Raw genomic sequence first — 18509 nt, forward strand, 5'->3', positions numbered from 1 at the left:
GCTTATTTTATCCTTTGATCACCGCCATAGGCGCCAATTCCACCAAAGGCTTCACTAAATCCCGCTCATTAGCAATTACCTGCGCAATATCTTTGTAAGCTCCCGGTGCTTCATCCAATCCATCCGGCATGCGCATCGGACCTGATAATGATATGCTTAAATTCGCAAAAGAGCAAAAGAAAAAGGGAACTACGAAATCTATTTGCGTAACTAAAATTATTTTCTACTTTTGTGAAAATAAATATAGAAAAGCCATTTCTGAACCGAAACTCACTCATGTGACTGAGAAAAACTCATATGACTGAAACGAACGACTATAAAACAGCCCATGAAGAATATAATAATTATCGGTGCCAATGGATTCACCGGACGCCAAATACTGAATGACCTGTCGAGCAAGGCACAATATAAGGTAACAGGATGTTCCCTGCATCCGGATATCCTTCCGAAGAATGGAGGCAACTATCATTTCATCACCACAGATATACGGGATGAAGCAGTCGTAAAGCAACTTTTTAAAGACGTACAACCCGATGTAGTCATCAACTGTTCCGCCTTATCCGTCCCCGATTATTGCGAAACGCATCACGAAGAAGCCTGGCTAACAAATGTTACGGCAGTAGAACAATTGGCACATCTTTGCGAAAGTTACAAAAGCCGGTTCATTCATTTATCTACAGACTTCGTCTTTGACGGAAAGATAGACGAGAAGTCCGGACAGCTTTATACAGAAAAAAGTCTCCCTGCTCCCGTCAACTATTACGGTTTCACCAAATGGAAAGGAGAAGAGAAAGTGACTGAAATCTGTAGTAACTATGCTATTGCCCGCGTAGAGATTGTCTACGGAAAAGCATTGCCGGGACAACATGGAAACATCGTGCAACTGGTGATGAATCGTTTGAATGCAGGACAAGAAATCCGTGTCGTATCAGATCAATGGCGCACGCCCACCTATGTAGGTGACGTATCAGCCGGAGTACAACACCTGGTAGAAAATGCCGCAAACGGAATTTTTCATATCTGTGGCGAGGAATGCCTGACCATCGCAGAAATTGCTTTTCAGGTAGCAGACTACATGAAGCTGGACCGTTCGCTCGTTCACCCTGCCACAACAGAAGAAATGCAAGAAGCTACTCCCCGTCCCCGTTTCAGTGGGATGAGTATAGCAAAAGCCCGGACTATACTTGGTTACCAGCCACGAAAGCTGAAAGACATCCTCATGGAGTGGAAACATTAACCGACAAATCCTATTAATCAGATTGTTTGCACAAATAAAAGTATGTGCTCTACACAACATAGAAATTTGACTCAGGCATCGAACTGGCAACTAAATAAAAATGATATAAACACATAATATATAAAGGTTAAGGTCTACATAACCAAGTTTTTACTACATTCTATTCCTAGTTTCAGCTACCTTTCCCATTCTAATTATTGCATATTTATTTTGAAAATATGCAATAAGTTCTTATCTTTGCACCCGAATTAAAGAACCAGAAGATGAATCAAACATTACAATTACATAACGCCCTTATATTTCATGCGGAAATTCCCAATTTCTGCACGTCATGTTGCGTGCATGTACATTGGTTCAGCGGATTCATCTAAATTCCCCTTACTCATTCTTACCCCTAACTGCCTGTTGACTTATTTCGTTACTCACAGACAGTATTTCCATCTGATTGTCAATAAGATGTATGTCTTTTTGGGGATTATCTATGCTATTTATGAATTGTTTAACCTAACCAACTAAAATATATTACAATATGTTCTCTATTATATCTACCATGTTTTTGGGAATCGGTATCGGATACGGATTACGTAACTGGAGTATCTTACAAAAGACTGAAAAGACAATTTCTCTTACAATATTCCTGTTACTCTTTATCCTTGGAGTATCCATTGGCTCTAATAGCCTGATTGTGAATAATCTCGGTAAGTTTGGATGGCAGGCGATCATTCTTGCCGTATCCGGCGTATTAGGGAGCTTGTTGGCTGCCCGGCTTGTGTTACAACTATTTTTCAAGAAAGGAGGTAAACAATGAAAGGAAGTCTCATCGTTATCGTATTTTTCTGTGTAGGCTGTATCATGGGAGTTTTTAATAAATTCCAGTTCGACACACATACTGTTTCCATGTATATACTATATGCGTTGATGCTGCAAGTAGGAATCAGCATCGGTTCCAATAAGAACCTGAAAGCGATCATCTCACATTTGCACCCGAAAATGCTGCTGATTCCATTGGGTACCATTACCGGCACATTGTTGTTTTCTGCCTTGGCAAGCATTTTGCTAAGTCAATGGAGTGTATTCGACTGTATGGCAGTAGGAAGCGGATTCGCCTATTATTCGCTGTCTTCCATCCTGATCACTCAGTTCAAGGAACCGACCATCGGAATACAGTTGGCTACAGAGCTGGGTACCATTGCCCTGCTGACTAATATCTTTCGCGAAATGATGGCACTTTTGGGTACACCGCTTATCAAGAAGTATTTCGGGAAACTTGCTCCCATTTCAGCGGCAGGAGTCAACTCAATGGATGTATTATTACCTTCCATCAGCAGATATTCGGGAAAAGAAATGATTCCTATCGCTATTTTGCATGGTATTCTGATCGATATCAGCGTGCCTGTATTCGTTTCTTTCTTCTGTAACTTATAACTCTGTACCCCATCATACCATAATGTCCGAAAAGCATATCTGACCTATCATTCTGTCAGTAGCTTTTCGGACATTATTTTTTTATTAAAATGAGTTTTTTAATGCCCCGCCGTCGCCAATACAAAGCGAATATCAGCGTAAGAAACTTCATCTCCCAATGCAGCTTTAATAGCCACCACTCCCATAAACTCATGGGTTTCCAGATAAGTCCGGACCTTCTTAATCTTGTCCGCTGTCACTACCTGTTCCAATTTTATTTTATCTTCGCGGAGATAATGTTCCAGATGAGCAGCAATCGTTCCTGTCACCAAATCACGGGTTTTGGCTATCTCCTCTATAGTCATCCCTTGGCAGAACATTTCATAACTCACCAGCTTTGAATCTTTCTTCTTCTCTTTCTGCTTCTTCTTATCCTCATGATGCTGCGCGTCCAGCTTTTGTTCACGTACATCCTCTCCGCCCGAAACAGAAGTAAAGATCTCCGGTCGTTCCAGTTTGTTCTCCTTCATATATTTGCGCACAATGCCCAAAATTTCAAGTCCGTACTTCTCCACTCCTTTCGCACCGAAATAAGGTATCGCTTCCAAAGCTACTGGTGTATCCGGCAACAGATTCACAATACCCATCAATGCCTTTTGCTGCATGATCACATAAGCCGGCATATTCACTTCGCGCGTCTTTGCCGTTCTCCATTCCGACAGAGCACGATAAAGTTCCGGATGCAGAATATCCGTCGGAACTTCTATTTTCACCTTTCCTGAATTGCTGCGAGTGCGTTCTTTCCGTTCTTTTTTCTCCTTCGGAGCCTTGGTAGAAGAACCGGAAGAAGCAGTTTCCCCTTCGAGACTCAACATCACTTTCGCCTTCCGTTTCAGATAATCCGTTACCGTAAATTTCTCCGTCCGCATCGCATCCAGCAAAGACTCTTTAATCCATAAAGCATCGTCCAATGCCTGCAAACGTTCATTCAGTTGTTTCCGCAACTCTTTATTATCAAGAGGCATACTGGTCTTGTCAAACAGCGCCCGGACAGGAAGCAATGCTTCACAGAAATAAGCAGCACCGGAATGAATCCTTTGCTGTAGCTCCTCATTTCCGGCATAATTTTCATTCCCGTTAATCAGACGCGTATATTGATTACGAAAGCGATTGGAAACTTCCACCACCTTCTCTTTGAGATGCGGAGCCAGTTCTTTATACTCGGCAAGCAACTTCGGATAAAGTTTATAAAGCTCTTCATCCATCATCCGGAGCAACCGCTTATAAGCCTGCTCAAGCGAATAGAAATTAAATAAATCATTCAACAGATCATAGAAATAAGCCTTTTGCATGTTGTTCAACTGCTTGCTCCCCGGTTTATTCTGTTCCACATCTCTTGTGAAATTATCTACAATGCTATCGCTGATTATCGCCTCCCTACGCAAAGGAGTCTCCAACACCATTCCTTCCAGGGTCTTGCAACGGCTCAATGCTACATACGTCTGCCCATGAGCAAAAGAGTTACGAGCATCGATAATCGCCCGCTCAAACGTCAGACCCTGACTCTTATGAATCGTGATAGCCCACGCCAGACGGATGGGATATTGCCGGAACACACCTTCTATTTCTTCCGTGATCTCCTTCGTTTCTTCGTTCAGCACATACTTATAATTCCCCCATTCTTCGGGCAACAACTGAAAGACATCACTACTGTCTTTTCCACGTACGGACATTCCTTTTTCGTCAACACTCATCACTTCGCCTATCATGCCGTTATAGTAACGTTTTTCTGATGAAACATCATTCTTAAGGAACATGATCTGTGCTCCTTCTTTGACTGTAAGCACTTCATCCGCAGGGTACGAGTACTCAGGAAAATTTCCCTCTATCTCCGCCCGAAAGCTATAAGCCCGTCCGGACAGTGATGCCAGTTCACGGTCGTTCACCTGCTGCGCCTGATAGTTATGCGTTGTCAGTCGGATATATCCCTCTTCCTTCCGTGGACGGAAACCGGGCTGATACCGACGGTTCAGTTCGTTCAGCACTTCATCATCTGCTTTATTTTCGCGTATCTTGTTCAGAAGAGAAAGAAAGAAGGTGTCACTCTGACGGTAGACTTTCTTTAGTTCGATAGTCATATACACCGTTTCCTTCAGTGCACGGCTGGCAAAAAAGTATGGAGTCTCGTAATGATTCTTCAGTAGTTCCCATTCATTGTCCTTTACCACAGGAGCCAACTGCTGCAAGTCGCCGATCATCAGCAACTGCACACCTCCGAAAGGTTTTTCACGGTCACGATAGCGACGCAAAGCCGCGTCCACAGCGTCCAGCAAATCTGCACGTACCATACTGATTTCATCGATAACAAGCAGATCCATGCTGCGGATAATATTCCGTTTCTCTTTGCTGAAACGGTAGTGCATCTTGGCAGAATTGAAAGTTGTTTCCGGCACAAACGGAGCAAAAGACAACTGAAAGAATGAATGAATCGTCACCCCTCCGGCGTTGATAGCTGCGATTCCTGTTGGAGCCAATACGACCATGCGCTTGGGGGTATGTTCTCTCAATCGTTTTAGAAATGTAGTTTTTCCGGTTCCGGCTTTTCCGGTAAGAAACAGATGCGTGCCTGTATTTTCAATGAACTGCCAAGCTAGTTGTAGTTCAGGATTATTTTCCATGTTTCCTCTAATTTTCGGTAAAGGTACTGAATAGATTCCAACCACCGAAATTGAATGTAAGGAAAAGCAATAATCAAGCCGGTATTTTCATCATCATTTCTTTACTCCCGAAATATTTGTATACAAATAAACAAAAAAGGTCCCGGTTTCTTCTCGCTTGAAGTACACCGGGACCGGATCAAATCAGAACACAAAGTCGTGTCACAGTTATATATCGAAATTGTTTTTGTTTCTTAATTCTTGGGAGACTGATATCTCTTGTACCAATCTGTAGATTTTGATCCCCAAGAATCAGCCCAGTTCTTGAAATAAGGATATTCCGTATCAATGTTATGCGTTTCCGTCACCGGAATGAAATTCAACATCGGAATATCGATGGCAAACGGATAAGCTCCGTCACGATCAATGTAATAGACATCCTTACTAGAACCTATCAGCGATTTGTCAGCATAAGATGTCGGTGAATATTTAGGCAGATGTACTTCCGTCCGGTTCTGTTGCCCTGCCGCATATTTTACTATAATGTACGGATTATATATCTTCAGATTCTCCTTATTAAAAGTGGCCTTTTCAAAGGTTCTGGTTATCGTACATGGCCCCACTTTGCCCTTAACAGCTTGTTTTACACTTGGGAATACAATAATAGAGGACGTTTCGCTCTCCACTTTTATATCCTTATCCGAAGTCACTTTACCAAACTGTCCTCCATCTATCTGATAAGCAAATGCATTATCATACATCGCTCCGTCGTGTGTGGGCGTAAATGTATCTACAATCTTATTTATCATGTTTTCTGTGTTGAAATATATGGCACGATTATATTCTACGATCACGTCGTTCATGTCATAATCTCCCCCGTCAGGCCAAATATCTTCAAAGGCTAAAGTCCCCTTTAAGTTCTCCTGTGCATCCGGCTTTTCTATTGGTTTATCATCACTCGGGATATTGGGTCTGTTCGGATTATCAATAGAACTTTCCGGAGAAGCATCTACATAAAATAGTAGATCACAAAAACTTCTGTTTGCTCCATCTTCCACACCAATAATGGTTTTTCCACTCTTTTCATCTTTTACAGATACGAAACCACCATTAGAATACCCATTAGAAGTTATTAATGGCTTTGTAATGTCAATTTCATTCTCATTTTGATGATACCCATCTGCATATATAAACCATCCTACTGTATATCCTTTCGGAAATTTTTCACTTGGTTTACCATCCTCACCCCAAAAGAGCAGACGTACTTTATCTCCACACTTCAAAATAGATAAAGCCCCATTATATACGGAAAAAGCAACATTTGGAAATACGATATACTTCCTCATATTAGAGTTACTAACTCCATCACTTGTTTTATAATAATAATATCCAAATGAATTATTAAATGAAGCATCCCTGTCAAGAAAGACCAAATCTAACGTAGTTCCCTCTTCTGTTACATTAATATTAGTGATTTCAGATCCCTTATACAAATAAGCGTTGTCTACAGAACCTCCGGATGGCTTGAAAAAAGAGTTTAAACGTTCTACAAAATTTCCAATCAATTCATTACCCACTTGTTTTTGAGGTGTTACATATCCATTATTAATAGGGTCTTGCTTTCCTGTTTGACTATTATAAATATTGGTGAGATTTCCTCCTTCTCCCCACTTACACAATGAATACAAATTAGCACCGGAATTGATAAGATACGGCACGCTACCTTTCGAAAAGTCATAAGAACGCGTTACAGCTTTAGTATTGGCAGTAGAAGAATCCTTTTTACTCATATCAAAACTAGCCACCCCATCTTTGATATCTAGTTTTACGCATCGGGGCACTCCCCAGCTTGATGTATACAAGTAAACAGTCTCTACGGAAGTCGGAATATTCATTTTCCCTTCATATTTTCCATTTCCATCCGTGAAAATTTTGAATAAAGCATCAACTCCTTCTTTCTTTACCGGAACGTTGTCCACTACTTCCATCGGGTCTTCATCATACACTTCAAGTAGAGCCACAAGTCCGGGGACATCATAGTTTACTGAGAGTTTCACGTCGCCACGTGTTTCAAATCCGAAATACTCGCTAGGGTCCGGAAGAGGTTCTTTTCCATAATTAGGATCGTACAGATCTTTTTCCATACATCCAGCCAACAGCCCACCAATCAATGCTGCCGTAGCAATAGCACCAGAAATGCCAAATAATCGCTTTTGTGTCATAATCTATATATTTGTTTTGTTAGTTATCAAGGCTTGTTTTGTTCCCATCAAAACAATCTCACCTCTCAAATAATTTTCAAATATATAGATTATTTAATTACCAGCCGGACAAAGCTTAAAAACGGAATACCGATTCACAAAATAGTGTTATCGTGCAATCTTTATTTACTGCATAGAGCCACCCACGATATCCAATAATTCGTTGGTAATAGCCTGCTGGCGACTCTTATTATATTGCTTCGTCAAATCCTGGATCAATTCGTTCGCATTGTCCGTAGCCACCTGCATCGCCAATGTGCGTGCCGCATGTTCCGAAGCGTTCGAATCCACGGCAGCCGTAAAAAGCTTCTGGCTCAATACCGTTGGGATCAGATTGGCGATCAGTTCCTCTGCAGAAGGTTCGATAATGTAATCATTCGCTATTTCACCTCCTTGTACTTCTTCTTCCTTTTGCTTCTCTTCCTCATCCACGACCCGTGTCAGGTCAATAGGCAGATAAGTTTCGCGAAGCAGAATCTGCACGCCCATTGATTTAAAATGATGATAGATCAGTTCTACCCGGTCTATTTCTCCGGATACGTACATTTCCATTAGGCGATGTGCCAGTTCGGAAGCCTCCTGATACGATGGTTTGTCGGAAAGCGTCGGTGAAGTCTCCTGCGGTTCGAATCCCAGGCGTTTCACTGCTTCATCCACCTTCTTCCCTACCGGGAATATCAGGATATTATCCTGTCCCAGTGTACGAAACTCACCGACTGTTTGCAGCAGCATCTTAATCACATTTGCATTAAAAGCACCACAGAGCGACGTATTCGAAGAAAAGGCAACGATTGCCACACGCTTCACTTCCCTCGCCTTGATGTAAGGAGATTCAACAGGAAGGTCGGCACTCAGGAAGTTGGTCAGAATCTTGTTAAGCTTCCTTTCATAAGGCAGCATATTTTCAATGGCTCCTTGTGCCTTGTGTAACTTGGCAGAAGCCACCATCTTCATTGCTGAAGTGATTTTTCGGGTACTCTTTACCGAATTTATTCTGGTTTTTACTTCTTTCAGTGAAGCCATAACTATTTAAATTAAGAATTAAGAATGAGTGTGTGTCAAAAGTCAGTCCCAGTTCAGTTACTATTGACTTTTGACACAGCGTCTTCATTTTATAAATATTGTTTGGCAACCATAGCGGCAGTCTCTTCGATAGCCTTGGTCACGTTATCGTCTATCACACCGGTTCTCAGAACGTCCAGCACATCTTCCTGATGATTGAGTTGTAGAGATTCGATGAAGCTGCGTTCAAAATCCTGTACGTTTTCCAAGGGAACATCGTGGAGCAGACCGTGCGTGCCGCAATACAGAATAGCAATCTGTTGTTCTACCGGCATCGGACTATACTGAGGCTGAATCAGCAATTGTGCATTCTTACGTCCCTTGTCGATAGTCATCGCCGTAATGGGGTCCATATCACTGCTAAACTTGGAGAAGGCTTCCAGTTCACGATACTGTGCCTGGTCCATCTTCAAGGTTCCGGCCACTTTCTTCATCGCCTTAATCTGAGCGTTACCACCTACACGGGATACAGAAATACCGACATTGATAGCCGGACGGACACCTTGATTAAACAAGTCCGTTTCGAGGAATATCTGTCCGTCGGTAATAGAAATCACGTTCGTCGGGATATATGCCGAAACGTCTCCTGCCTGCGTCTCAATGATAGGCAGAGCCGTGAGTGAACCACCACCTTTCACGATACCTTTCAGGCTCTCCGGAAGGTCGTTCATTTCGCGTGCCACTTCTTCTTCCTTGATGATCTTTGCCGCACGTTCCAACAGACGTGAGTGCAGGTAGAAGATATCACCCGGATACGCCTCACGTCCGGACGGACGGCGAAGAATCAACGATACTTCCCGATAAGCAACTGCCTGCTTGGAAAGGTCATCATAAACCACCAGCGCATGGCGGCCGGTATCACGGAAATATTCACCGATGGCAGCTCCTGCAAACGGTGCATAATACTGCAACGCAGCCGGATCGCCTGCCGTAGCGGCTACGACAATCGTGTAATCCATCGCTCCATACTCACGGAGCGTATTTACGATAGAAGCCACGGTAGAACCTTTCTGACCGATAGCTACATAAATACAGTACACCGGGTCACCTGCCAGAAAGTTATTGCGCTGATTGATAATCGTATCAATCGCAATGGAAGTTTTTCCTGTCTGACGGTCGCCGATAATCAGCTCACGCTGTCCGCGTCCGATAGGAATCATAGCGTCTACAGCTTTCAAGCCCGTCTGTAACGGTTGGTTTACCGGCTGACGGTAGATAACTCCCGGCGCTTTGCGTTCCAACGGCATTTCATACAGTTCTCCGCCGATCAGCCCTTTTCCGTCGAGCGGTTCGCCCAGCGGGTCGATGACACGTCCCAGCATGCTTTCACCTACACGGATTGAGGCGATACGCTTGGTACGTTTCACTATAAAGCCTTCCTTGATTCTGTCGGTAGGTCCCAGCAGAACGGCACCTACGTTGTCCTCTTCGAGGTTCATCACAATGGCTTTGATGCCGTTGTCAAACTCCAGCAATTCGTTGGCTTCGGCGTTCCGCAATCCGTAGATACGTACCACTCCGTCGCTTACCTGGAGCACCGTACCGATCTCGTCGAGCTGCACGTTGGTATTGATACCTTCGAGCTGCTTGCGCAATATATCGGATACTTCGCTTACTCTTATATTTTCAGACATTATACAATTCTCCTATTCTTATCAATAAACTGTTGTTTCACTCGTTTCAACTGCGTGGCAATGCTTGCATCGAGCCGATAATCATTGATATCGAAGATGAAGCCCCCCTCTATCGAGGGATCGATCACAGTATCCAGTTCCATTTGGGCATGCAGAATATGTGCTGCTGCGGAACGGATCCGGTTTTCTGTCTCCTTGTCCACCGGGACTGCCGTAATCAGTTTGCCTACTCCGATGTGTTTCAGTTTCCGGTAAAGATCGAGATACATCAGGCTGATGAACTGCAAATAGCCTTCGCGCCTGTTTCGCAGAACCAGCGTGATGAAACGGACAAACTCTCTGCTGGATTCACCGTTACCATCGGCAGCCGTACATATCAGCGCCAACTTGTCCTTTACCGACACCACAGGATTATCAAGCACTTCGCGCAGTCCCGGCTGGACACGAAAACTGTGAGACAATGTGAAGAATTCGTTGTAGAGTCTATCCTCCACACCTTTCTCCTGAGCGTATTCGATCATCGCTTTGGCATATCGCATTGAGAGTACTCCGACTTCCATCTTCCTTAGTTCTTATTAGGGGTTAATACTTCATCCAGCATACGGTCGATCATTCCCATCTGGGATTCTTTGTCCTGAAGGTTCTTGCGGAGCACCTTCTCGGCGATATCGACAGAAAGCACAGCTACCTGTCGACGGATGTCGCGGATCGCTTCATCCTTCTCTATCTGGATTTGTTGTTTCACCGCATCCAGTTCTTTCTGTGCGGCTATCTCTGCTTGCTTACGGGCCTCGTGAACAATCTTGTCACGTTCTTCCATTGCCTCCTTCAAGATTCGTCCTTGTTCCTTGTTGGCAGCAGCCACAAGCGCCTCGCCCTCTTCCTTCAAATGAGCTAACTGGGCGTTGGCTTCCCTTGCCACCTCCAAGGACTGGTCGATATAGGTTTTACGGCCTTCCACCATCTTGATGATGATGGGGAAACCGTATTTCGCTAATATCACGAACACAACCCCGAATGCGACAAACATCCAGAACAACAGGCCACTATCAGGTAATAGTAATGACATATCTATTTAATATTACAGGAAGAATACCAGCAGACATACTACTACCGCCAACAGAGCCACACCTTCGATCAAGGCGGCGGCGATAATCATATTCATACGGATGTCACCCGAGGCTTCCGGCTGGCGTGCAATAGCTTCCATAGCCGAACCACCAATCTTACCAATACCCAAACCAGCTCCGATTACTGCAAGACCTGCACCGATAGCTGCACCTAATTTACTTACTCCTACTGCTGCTGCAGTGGCTTGTAACAATACTGATAGTAACATAATTTTCAGTTTTAAAATGGTTTATTTTCTCGTTTATTTATTTGCTCTCTCTTCGCGTTTATTCTGCTTTTACTTTTGCACCTTCCTGCGCCAGTCCGATAAATACGGCCGAAAGCATGGTGAATACATATGCCTGGATGAAAGCTACCAACAGTTCAAGCGCATTCATAAAAATGTTGAACAGTACGGAAGCTACCGTCAGTGTACCGTTGAGCGCAGGTCCCATGCTTGCCGAGATAAAGATCAGGCAAGTCAGTACCAGCATCGCCATGTGTCCCGCCAGCATATTGGCGAAAAGACGGATCATCAAGGCAAACGGTTTCGTAAAGATTCCGAAGAACTCGATGAAAGGCATCATCGGTACAGGCACTTTCAGCCACCAGGGCACATCCGGCCAAAAGATATCTTTCCAGTAATGTTTCGTTCCAAAGATGTTGACTGCAAGGAACGTACAGATTGCAAGCACCATAGTGATGGCAATGTTTCCCGTCACATTCGCACCACCGGGGAAGAACGGAATCAGCCCCATGATGTTATTAATGAAAATGAAGAAAAACGCAGTCAGCAGATACGGTGCAAACTTCCGGTAGTTGGGTCCGACACAACTCTTGATGATATCATCGTTCACCATCATGATAAACATTTCCATGAATCCGATAAAACCACCCGGTGCCAATGCTCCCTGCGGACGCTTCCTGTACCATTGCGCCACACTCAGCACGATAACCAGCAGCAGCACACTGTTGAACAACAAAGCGAATGTCACCTTCGTAATGGAAATATCCCACGGACGAACCTGCTCTCCGGCTGCATTATACTCCACCAGTTTGCCTTCGTACTTACTTCCTTCGGGGGCGACGGAGAGCCCTTCATAAGTGCCTCCATTCTCAGCGAGACGGGAAGAAAGGAACGTATGCCAACCTGTAGTAGAACTATAAACAATGATAGGTAATGGTATAGTAATGTGCGTTTTACCCCACGTCGTAATATGCCATTCGTATGAGTCGCCGATATGCCCGAACACGATCTCCTTCACATCGACCGTATTCTCTTTCTGCTCCTGCGGAGTCACATCTTCCTGTGTCTGCGCGAAGACCGGCAGACCGGCTACCAACATCAGGCAGAGCAGAAATATCGGAGCTACTATGTTACGCAACTGTTTCATTTTTATTCTTATTTTTCTTTTTCCGTTTCAGGTTCACTTCAAAGGAGAAGAAGAACCACGTTTCATATATCAGATACAACAGATAGAACGAGATAAACGTCAGCAAGAAAGCCTTGGCTTCTTCGCGTACTGCCAGACAATAAATCAGCAGCAGAATCAGCGAGAGAATCATTTTTATCATCTTCATTGCCAGATACAGCAGCGACAACTTCTGCGGAGCATGCCGCCGACACGCATCGAACATATAAATACTAAACAAACCGAAGATATAGAAATATACCGGTATAAACGGATATCCTCCGAAATAATGCCCCGGCAAGGCTATGTGTAAAATCACTGCTCCCGCTGCTCCGCTTAGTATAGCAAACAGCGTATTCAGTGCGATAAAATTCCGTTTAGTCTTACTAATGTTCACCATGTCGTTGTGTTTTTCTGCTGTATATTATCCATCTCGTCTTCCTTACGAGACACACACCGAAGCTGTCCCGTCACTCATTTCAACAAAACCACCCTGAATATCCAATGTATGCTCCTCACCGTCCATCGTGGTATAACCCAACGTTCCCGCTTTCAATGACGAGACGATCGGCGCGTGTCCCGGCAGGATAGAAAACGATCCTACCGTTCCCGGCAGTGTGACAATCTTCACTTCTCCGTCGAATACGCTCTTTTCGGGCGATACGATACTTAAATGCAATTCTTTCATCATGGAATGTTGTTTCGATTACTTTTTCGCTTGTTCCAGCAATTTCTTGCCTTTCTCTATCGCTTCTTCAATCGTGCCCACGTTCAGGAAAGCCTGTTCGGGGAGGTTGTCTACCTCACCGTCGAGAATCATTCTGAACCCTTTGATTGTATCCTCGATGCCTACCATCACGCCCGGAACGCCTGTAAACTGTTCGGCAACGGCAAACGGCTGCGAAAGGAAACGCTGCACACGGCGCGCACGGTTCACGACCAGTTTATCTTCTTCCGAAAGTTCCTCCATACCAAGGATGGAGATGATGTCCTGCAATTCCTTGTTGCGCTGCAAAATCTGTTTCACGCGCTGTGCTACGTCATAATGTTCCTGTCCCACGATGTGCGGGTCAAGGATACGGGACGTAGAAGCCAGTGGATCGACAGCCGGATAGATACCCAATTCCGTAATCTTACGGTCGAGCACGGTCGTTGCATCCAGATGGCTGAAGGTTGTTGCCGGAGCAGGGTCCGTCAAGTCATCCGCAGGCACATATACTGCCTGTACGGAGGTGATAGAACCTTTCCGGGTGGAAGTGATACGTTCCTGCATCGCACCCATTTCCGTGGCAAGTGTCGGCTGATAACCAACGGCAGAAGGCATACGTCCCAGCAGAGCCGAGACTTCCGAACCCGCCTGCGTGAAACGGAAAATGTTATCGATAAAAAACAGGATATCGCGTTTCTCACCTTCCTTGCCGGCATCACGGAAAGATTCCGCTACCGTCAGTCCGGACAATGCCACAGAGGCACGTGCGCCCGGAGGCTCGTTCATCTGTCCGAAAATCAAGGATACCTGCGACTTTTCCAGTTCATTATAGTCTACTTTCGAAAGGTCCCAGTCGCCCTTCTCCATACTTTCCTTGAAAGCCTCGCCGTAGCGGATAACGCCCGACTCGATCATTTCACGCAGCAAGTCGTTACCTTCACGGGTACGCTCGCCGACTCCGGCAAATACGGAGAATCCGTTATGTTTCTTGGCAATATTATTGATCAGTTCCTGAATAAGTACGGTCTTTCCTACACCGGCACCGCCAAAGAGTCCGATCTTGCCACCTTTGGCATACGGCTCCAGCAGGTCGATTACTTTGATACCCGTGAAGAGTACCTCCTGCACAGTTGTCAAATCTTCAAACTTTGGGGGATCACGGTGGATGGAATATGCGCCTGTACGGTCGAGACTCTTCATACCGTCGATAGAGTCGCCCACTACGTTCATCAGTCGTCCTTTAATCTGTTCGCCTATCGGCATTGTGATCGGGCCTCCGGTGGGATACACCTTCATGCCTCGCTGAAGTCCGTCAGTGCTGTCCATAGCCACGGTACGAACCGTATTCTCGCCGATGTGTTGCTGAACTTCTACAACCAGTATTTTGCCGTTTGGCCTCTTTATCTCCAGTGCGTCGTGAATGCTTGGCAGCATTAACTCTGCGTCCGTACCTTCAAAGTACACGTCGACCACAGGGCCGATCACCTGTGAGATATGTCCGATAATCTGTGACATAAGCAATCTTTATTTATATTATTCTTTCTTTACCTATCGAATTTTAGTAGCATGACAAGGAACGTTTCGCGTTTTATCTACTTTAATCTACTATAGTAAACAGTTAAATTTAGCTTTTGTTCAATCATGCCCGATTTCTTTTTAACAAAATAGTTTAATAAACAACCGCGCAAATGTAGAAACAAATTAGCATCGTTGTTCTTCCTTTTTCATTATTTGTCGTTCAATAACACTTGTTAGGCCAACAAAGACTACAAACAGACCAATATCGGAACATTCCAATTACGATTGTATAGTAAAACAAGCCTGTTAGTTATAAAATATCATTAAAACTATGACTTAACATCAAGTTTTCCCATTCAACGGTAATATTCAAACACTTAAACGAGTGATAAAATAGTAGCATATGCAACTAGTTTTATATCCGGGCACGTACGTCCTATTAAACACTCCCCATTTGCCTGAAGCGGAAAAGTTTTCGGCAAGAAAATTATAAATTCCTTAATTTTGCCACTTTGTTAAATGTCAGCAGAAAAAATAAGAAGCAAAAAACACTCTTCTGATAAAAAAAGAAGAAATTTGCTGCATTATTAATCCTAAAAATTATGGTAAAAAAAACCTTTTGGCTTTTGCCGAAAAAATCGGCAACTTTACGTTAAACGTAACAATGGTAGACAAAGCAGGCAATCCGTTGACAGTAGATGATATATCTCAATGTCACCTACCCGGATTCCCCATCTTATTCACTCAAAATGAATTACTTGAAATCCTTGCAAAAGAGATTTTCAAGCAACAGTTTCTTTGGAAATCCGTACAGGATAAAGACATCAAAGAGTGCAACAAAGAAGAACGGATCATCAAGCAGATACCGCTGATGCCACGCTGTCCGGATGTACTGAAAGGGCTGTTCCATTGCATCGAAATCCGCGACGAACGCTCTCCGAAGCATGCCATAGCCTATAAAAGCTGTCTGGGAAAACTGGAGGAGATGGTGAAAGACCAATGGGACGATTGGAACAGAAATCAGTCCTAATAATCGATTTGGTAAAAAAAGAGAAGTTCCTACCTTCGCAGCCGGAAGCCCGTGATAACTACACCACCCGCTTCCGGCAACTTATATATTATATTTCAAATGAGAAAGCACATGTACCAAGTGTCACTATTTATCAACACTTGGAGTAAAACTCCCACGACTATAACTTTTGAAGATTTTTTCGCAATGGTACGCAACGGACATTGGAAAGTGCCTACGGAAGGCCACCGCAGCTGTCTGGCAAAAGACCGCAAACACGACGCGCAAACCATCAAAGACAGCATGGCATGTGTCATCCCCGCAGGCATATGTAAGAATGGACACGCAAAAAACAACCTTACCTCCCTGTCACTCGCACTCTGCATCGACATCGACCATACGGACGAACAGACAAAGGATATTTTCGTACGTGCCTGCCTGCTCGAATACGTACTGGGAGCGTTTATCAGCATCTCCGGACGTGGTGTTAAGTTGTTCATTCGTATAGATATCGATGGAGTAAACGATTATCCTGCCATTTATGAAGCGACGGCAAAGCTCGTTTCCACCGTTCTCGGCGTAGAGAACGACGGGAAATGCAAGGATATCACCCATCCCTGCTTCGGATCATACGACCCGGACGCATACTACAACGGTGACGCAAAGGCCGTCAACGACTTTCTGCCGAACGGTGCACTCACTCCGCGCGTCACCTACGCTCCCGTCACTTCCGCTCCCCGCACCACCTGCACTCCCACCTCTTTCTCCAACGGACATCCGCCTGCGATGCCGGGTAACCGGATTTCCGCCGCTCCCTTCGTACAGTCCTACCTCACCCTCTACCCTGCCGCAACGGGCGACCGGAACGGAACCGTTTTCCGGCTCAGCTGCGCTGCCTGCAAACGCGGCATCGACCGTAACGAACTGACCACCGAATTGGTTCGCACCTTGGAAGAAGACAACTTCCGTGAGCCCGAAATCGCACGTACTGTAAAATCAGCTTACCAGAATGTAATGACTGCGGCAGAGACGGAAAGCTTCGAAAATCCTCCTTCAAATTCCAGTAAAGTCCAAAAGTCCGTTATAGGATTTTCAGAAAACGAAAATCCGGCAGAAAAGGAGGATAAAATCATCGGAGAAGAGCTCAGAGAGCAGACTCCGACCTTTCCTGACGAAATTTACGATCTCATTCCCGCCATCTTCAAGGAGTGCGTCTCCATCGCAAGAGACGAGCGTGAAAGGGACGGACTCTTGTTGTCATGTATTACCACGATAAGCAGCATGCTCCCCAGTGTAAGCATCCGCTACAACCGACGGAATTATCAGCCCAATATCTACTGTATCGTCGTAGCTTCCTCCGGTGCCAACAAGAACCTCATCGGCTATGGCATACGCCTGCACAAGCACTATTGTGAGTATTGGGAGAAGCAGAGTCTGAAGATCGAAAAGGAATACAAGAAAGCACTCAGGGACTACACCCTCTCCTTGCAGGCGATACGCAAAAAGAATACTGCCGCCACCAACCTGCCGGACGAACCGGAGGAGCCGAAGCTGGCATTTCCGCTGATCCCTGCCGACATCAGCCGTGCACAGCTCATCACTCACCTCATCAACAACCAAAGTTGTTCTTCCTTGCTCACCAGTACCGAAGCCAGCAGCGTCAGCACAGCCCGCAACCAAGATTACGGACACTTCGACGATATCCTCTGCAAGGCATTCGAGCACGAACTGATCAGTTCGTCCTACAAGATCAACGGACGACATCCGCTGAAAGTGGAATATCCCTCCCTGTCGGCTTTTCTCACCGGCACTCCATCCAGCCTCATTTTATTCATCCCGACCATGGAGACAGGGCTGTACAACCGCTTTCTGATCAATACCTTCAGACTTCCGGCAGCATGGCAGGATGTGTTCGCGGAGGAAAAGGTGCGGGCGGACGATCTCTTCAACGAGTTGTCCATGCGCTTCGCACAGATGGCATTGTTTCTGAAAGATTCTCCTACGGAAGTAAAGCTGACAGATACACAGAAAAAAGAATTCAACCGGGTATTCACGCAACTGCTCAAAGATACGGACCAGTTAGGTAATGATGACCTGCTGGGGGTGGTGAAACGTTATGGAGTGATAACGGCACGCATCTGCTGCATTTTCTCCGCCATCGACAAGGGAACCATGAGAATGGAAACACCCGAAGTATACTGCTCGGACGCACATTTCAAAGCAGCGCTCGCCATCGTGCTGTGTTGCTTCGAACATAGCAAACTGGTCAGTACTTCGGTAAAAAGCTCTGCCGAAGATACGAAACCATTACAATCGCCCGATAATCTCTCGCGACTTCTGACGAAACTCAAAAAGAGTTTTTCAGCCAAAGAAGCATGTGCTTTGGGAGAGGAATTGAACCTCTCAAGAAGCACCGTTTACTACTTATTGAATAAAGGCATTAAAGCAGGGAGAATCAGCAAGTTAGGTCACGGTTCGTATATTCTGAAAATCTAA

The 18509-nt window shown here is 44.9% G+C and carries 16 protein-coding genes and 1 pseudogene; 5 read left to right on the top strand and 12 right to left on the bottom strand.

Annotation, left to right across the window (positions count from 1 at the left end; all coding sequences use genetic code 11):
* Positions 1-7 precede the first annotated feature (7 nt).
* Positions 8-124, bottom strand: a pseudogene (locus NBH01_RS04130) (RtcB family protein); the annotation flags it as partial.
* A 204-nt stretch (positions 125-328) separates the two neighbouring features.
* On the opposite strand from NBH01_RS04130, the gene NBH01_RS04135 reads away from it, so the two are divergent.
* The 3 genes from NBH01_RS04135 to NBH01_RS04145 all read left to right on the top strand — a co-directional run bounded on the left by NBH01_RS04135 (position 329) and on the right by NBH01_RS04145 (position 2662).
* The gene (locus NBH01_RS04135) at positions 329-1237 is read left to right on the top strand and encodes an SDR family oxidoreductase (protein ID WP_008765594.1); all 909 of its coding nucleotides are present in this window, start codon (positions 329-331) and stop codon (positions 1235-1237) included.
* A gap of 529 nt (positions 1238-1766) precedes the next feature.
* Positions 1767-2045 carry a LysO family transporter gene (locus NBH01_RS04140; RefSeq protein WP_008765593.1) on the top strand — a complete coding sequence of 93 codons (279 nt, stop codon included), beginning with the start codon at positions 1767-1769 and terminating at the stop codon, positions 2043-2045.
* The gene (locus tag NBH01_RS04145; RefSeq protein ID WP_008761396.1) at positions 2042-2662 is read left to right on the top strand and encodes a LysO family transporter; all 621 of its coding nucleotides are present in this window, start codon (positions 2042-2044) and stop codon (positions 2660-2662) included. Before NBH01_RS04140 ends, NBH01_RS04145 begins: the two co-directional genes overlap by 4 nt.
* 98 nt (positions 2663-2760) lie before the next feature.
* On the opposite strand, the gene NBH01_RS04150 is transcribed toward NBH01_RS04145, so the two are convergent.
* The 11 genes from NBH01_RS04150 to atpD form a co-directional block, all read right to left on the bottom strand.
* Positions 2761-5319: a helix-turn-helix domain-containing protein gene (locus NBH01_RS04150; protein ID WP_234141092.1), complete on the bottom strand. Its 2559-nt coding sequence runs from the start codon at positions 5317-5319 to the stop codon at positions 2761-2763.
* Between the two features lie 233 nt (positions 5320-5552).
* A complete protein-coding gene (locus NBH01_RS04155) occupies positions 5553-7520 on the bottom strand; it encodes an LruC domain-containing protein (RefSeq protein WP_250700005.1) in 1968 nt (655 codons plus the stop codon).
* Between the two features lie 165 nt (positions 7521-7685).
* Positions 7686-8582 carry a F0F1 ATP synthase subunit gamma gene (locus NBH01_RS04160; RefSeq protein ID WP_008761394.1) on the bottom strand — a complete coding sequence of 299 codons (897 nt, stop codon included), beginning with the start codon at positions 8580-8582 and terminating at the stop codon, positions 7686-7688.
* Between the two features lie 89 nt (positions 8583-8671).
* Entirely contained in the window at positions 8672-10255 is a 1584-nt protein-coding gene (gene atpA / locus NBH01_RS04165) for a F0F1 ATP synthase subunit alpha (protein ID WP_008761393.1), read from the bottom strand.
* Entirely contained in the window at positions 10255-10815 is a 561-nt protein-coding gene (locus tag NBH01_RS04170; protein WP_008761392.1) for a F0F1 ATP synthase subunit delta, read from the bottom strand. The genes atpA and NBH01_RS04170 overlap by 1 nt, the downstream gene beginning before the upstream one ends.
* A 5-nt stretch (positions 10816-10820) precedes the next feature.
* Complete coding sequence (gene atpF, locus NBH01_RS04175) at positions 10821-11324, bottom strand: F0F1 ATP synthase subunit B (RefSeq protein ID WP_008761391.1); 504 nt, start codon at positions 11322-11324, stop codon at positions 10821-10823.
* Positions 11325-11336: 12 nt separating this feature from the next.
* Entirely contained in the window at positions 11337-11594 is a 258-nt protein-coding gene (gene atpE, locus NBH01_RS04180) for an ATP synthase F0 subunit C (protein ID WP_004295758.1), read from the bottom strand.
* A gap of 58 nt (positions 11595-11652) precedes the next feature.
* Positions 11653-12759 carry a F0F1 ATP synthase subunit A gene (gene atpB, locus NBH01_RS04185; protein ID WP_011107411.1) on the bottom strand — a complete coding sequence of 369 codons (1107 nt, stop codon included), beginning with the start codon at positions 12757-12759 and terminating at the stop codon, positions 11653-11655.
* Positions 12743-13177, bottom strand: a complete 435-nt coding sequence (locus tag NBH01_RS04190) for a hypothetical protein (RefSeq protein WP_008765589.1) — start codon at positions 13175-13177, stop codon at positions 12743-12745. The genes atpB and NBH01_RS04190 overlap by 17 nt, the downstream gene beginning before the upstream one ends.
* A gap of 42 nt (positions 13178-13219) precedes the next feature.
* A complete protein-coding gene (gene atpC, locus NBH01_RS04195) occupies positions 13220-13465 on the bottom strand; it encodes an ATP synthase F1 subunit epsilon (protein ID WP_011107410.1) in 246 nt (81 codons plus the stop codon).
* Between the two features lie 18 nt (positions 13466-13483).
* A complete protein-coding gene (gene atpD / locus NBH01_RS04200; protein WP_008761388.1) occupies positions 13484-15001 on the bottom strand; it encodes a F0F1 ATP synthase subunit beta in 1518 nt (505 codons plus the stop codon).
* Positions 15002-15623: 622 nt separating this feature from the next.
* Between atpD and NBH01_RS04205 the strand changes: the two genes are divergently transcribed.
* The gene (locus NBH01_RS04205; RefSeq protein WP_008765587.1) at positions 15624-16034 is read left to right on the top strand and encodes a hypothetical protein; all 411 of its coding nucleotides are present in this window, start codon (positions 15624-15626) and stop codon (positions 16032-16034) included.
* A gap of 99 nt (positions 16035-16133) precedes the next feature.
* Positions 16134-18509 (top strand): DUF3987 domain-containing protein, encoded by a 2376-nt coding sequence (locus NBH01_RS04210; RefSeq protein WP_250700006.1) that lies wholly within the window; start codon positions 16134-16136, stop codon positions 18507-18509.

The organism is Bacteroides sp. B1-V-101 (assembly GCF_023656585.1).
Lineage (GTDB): Bacteria > Bacteroidota > Bacteroidia > Bacteroidales > Bacteroidaceae > Bacteroides > Bacteroides thetaiotaomicron.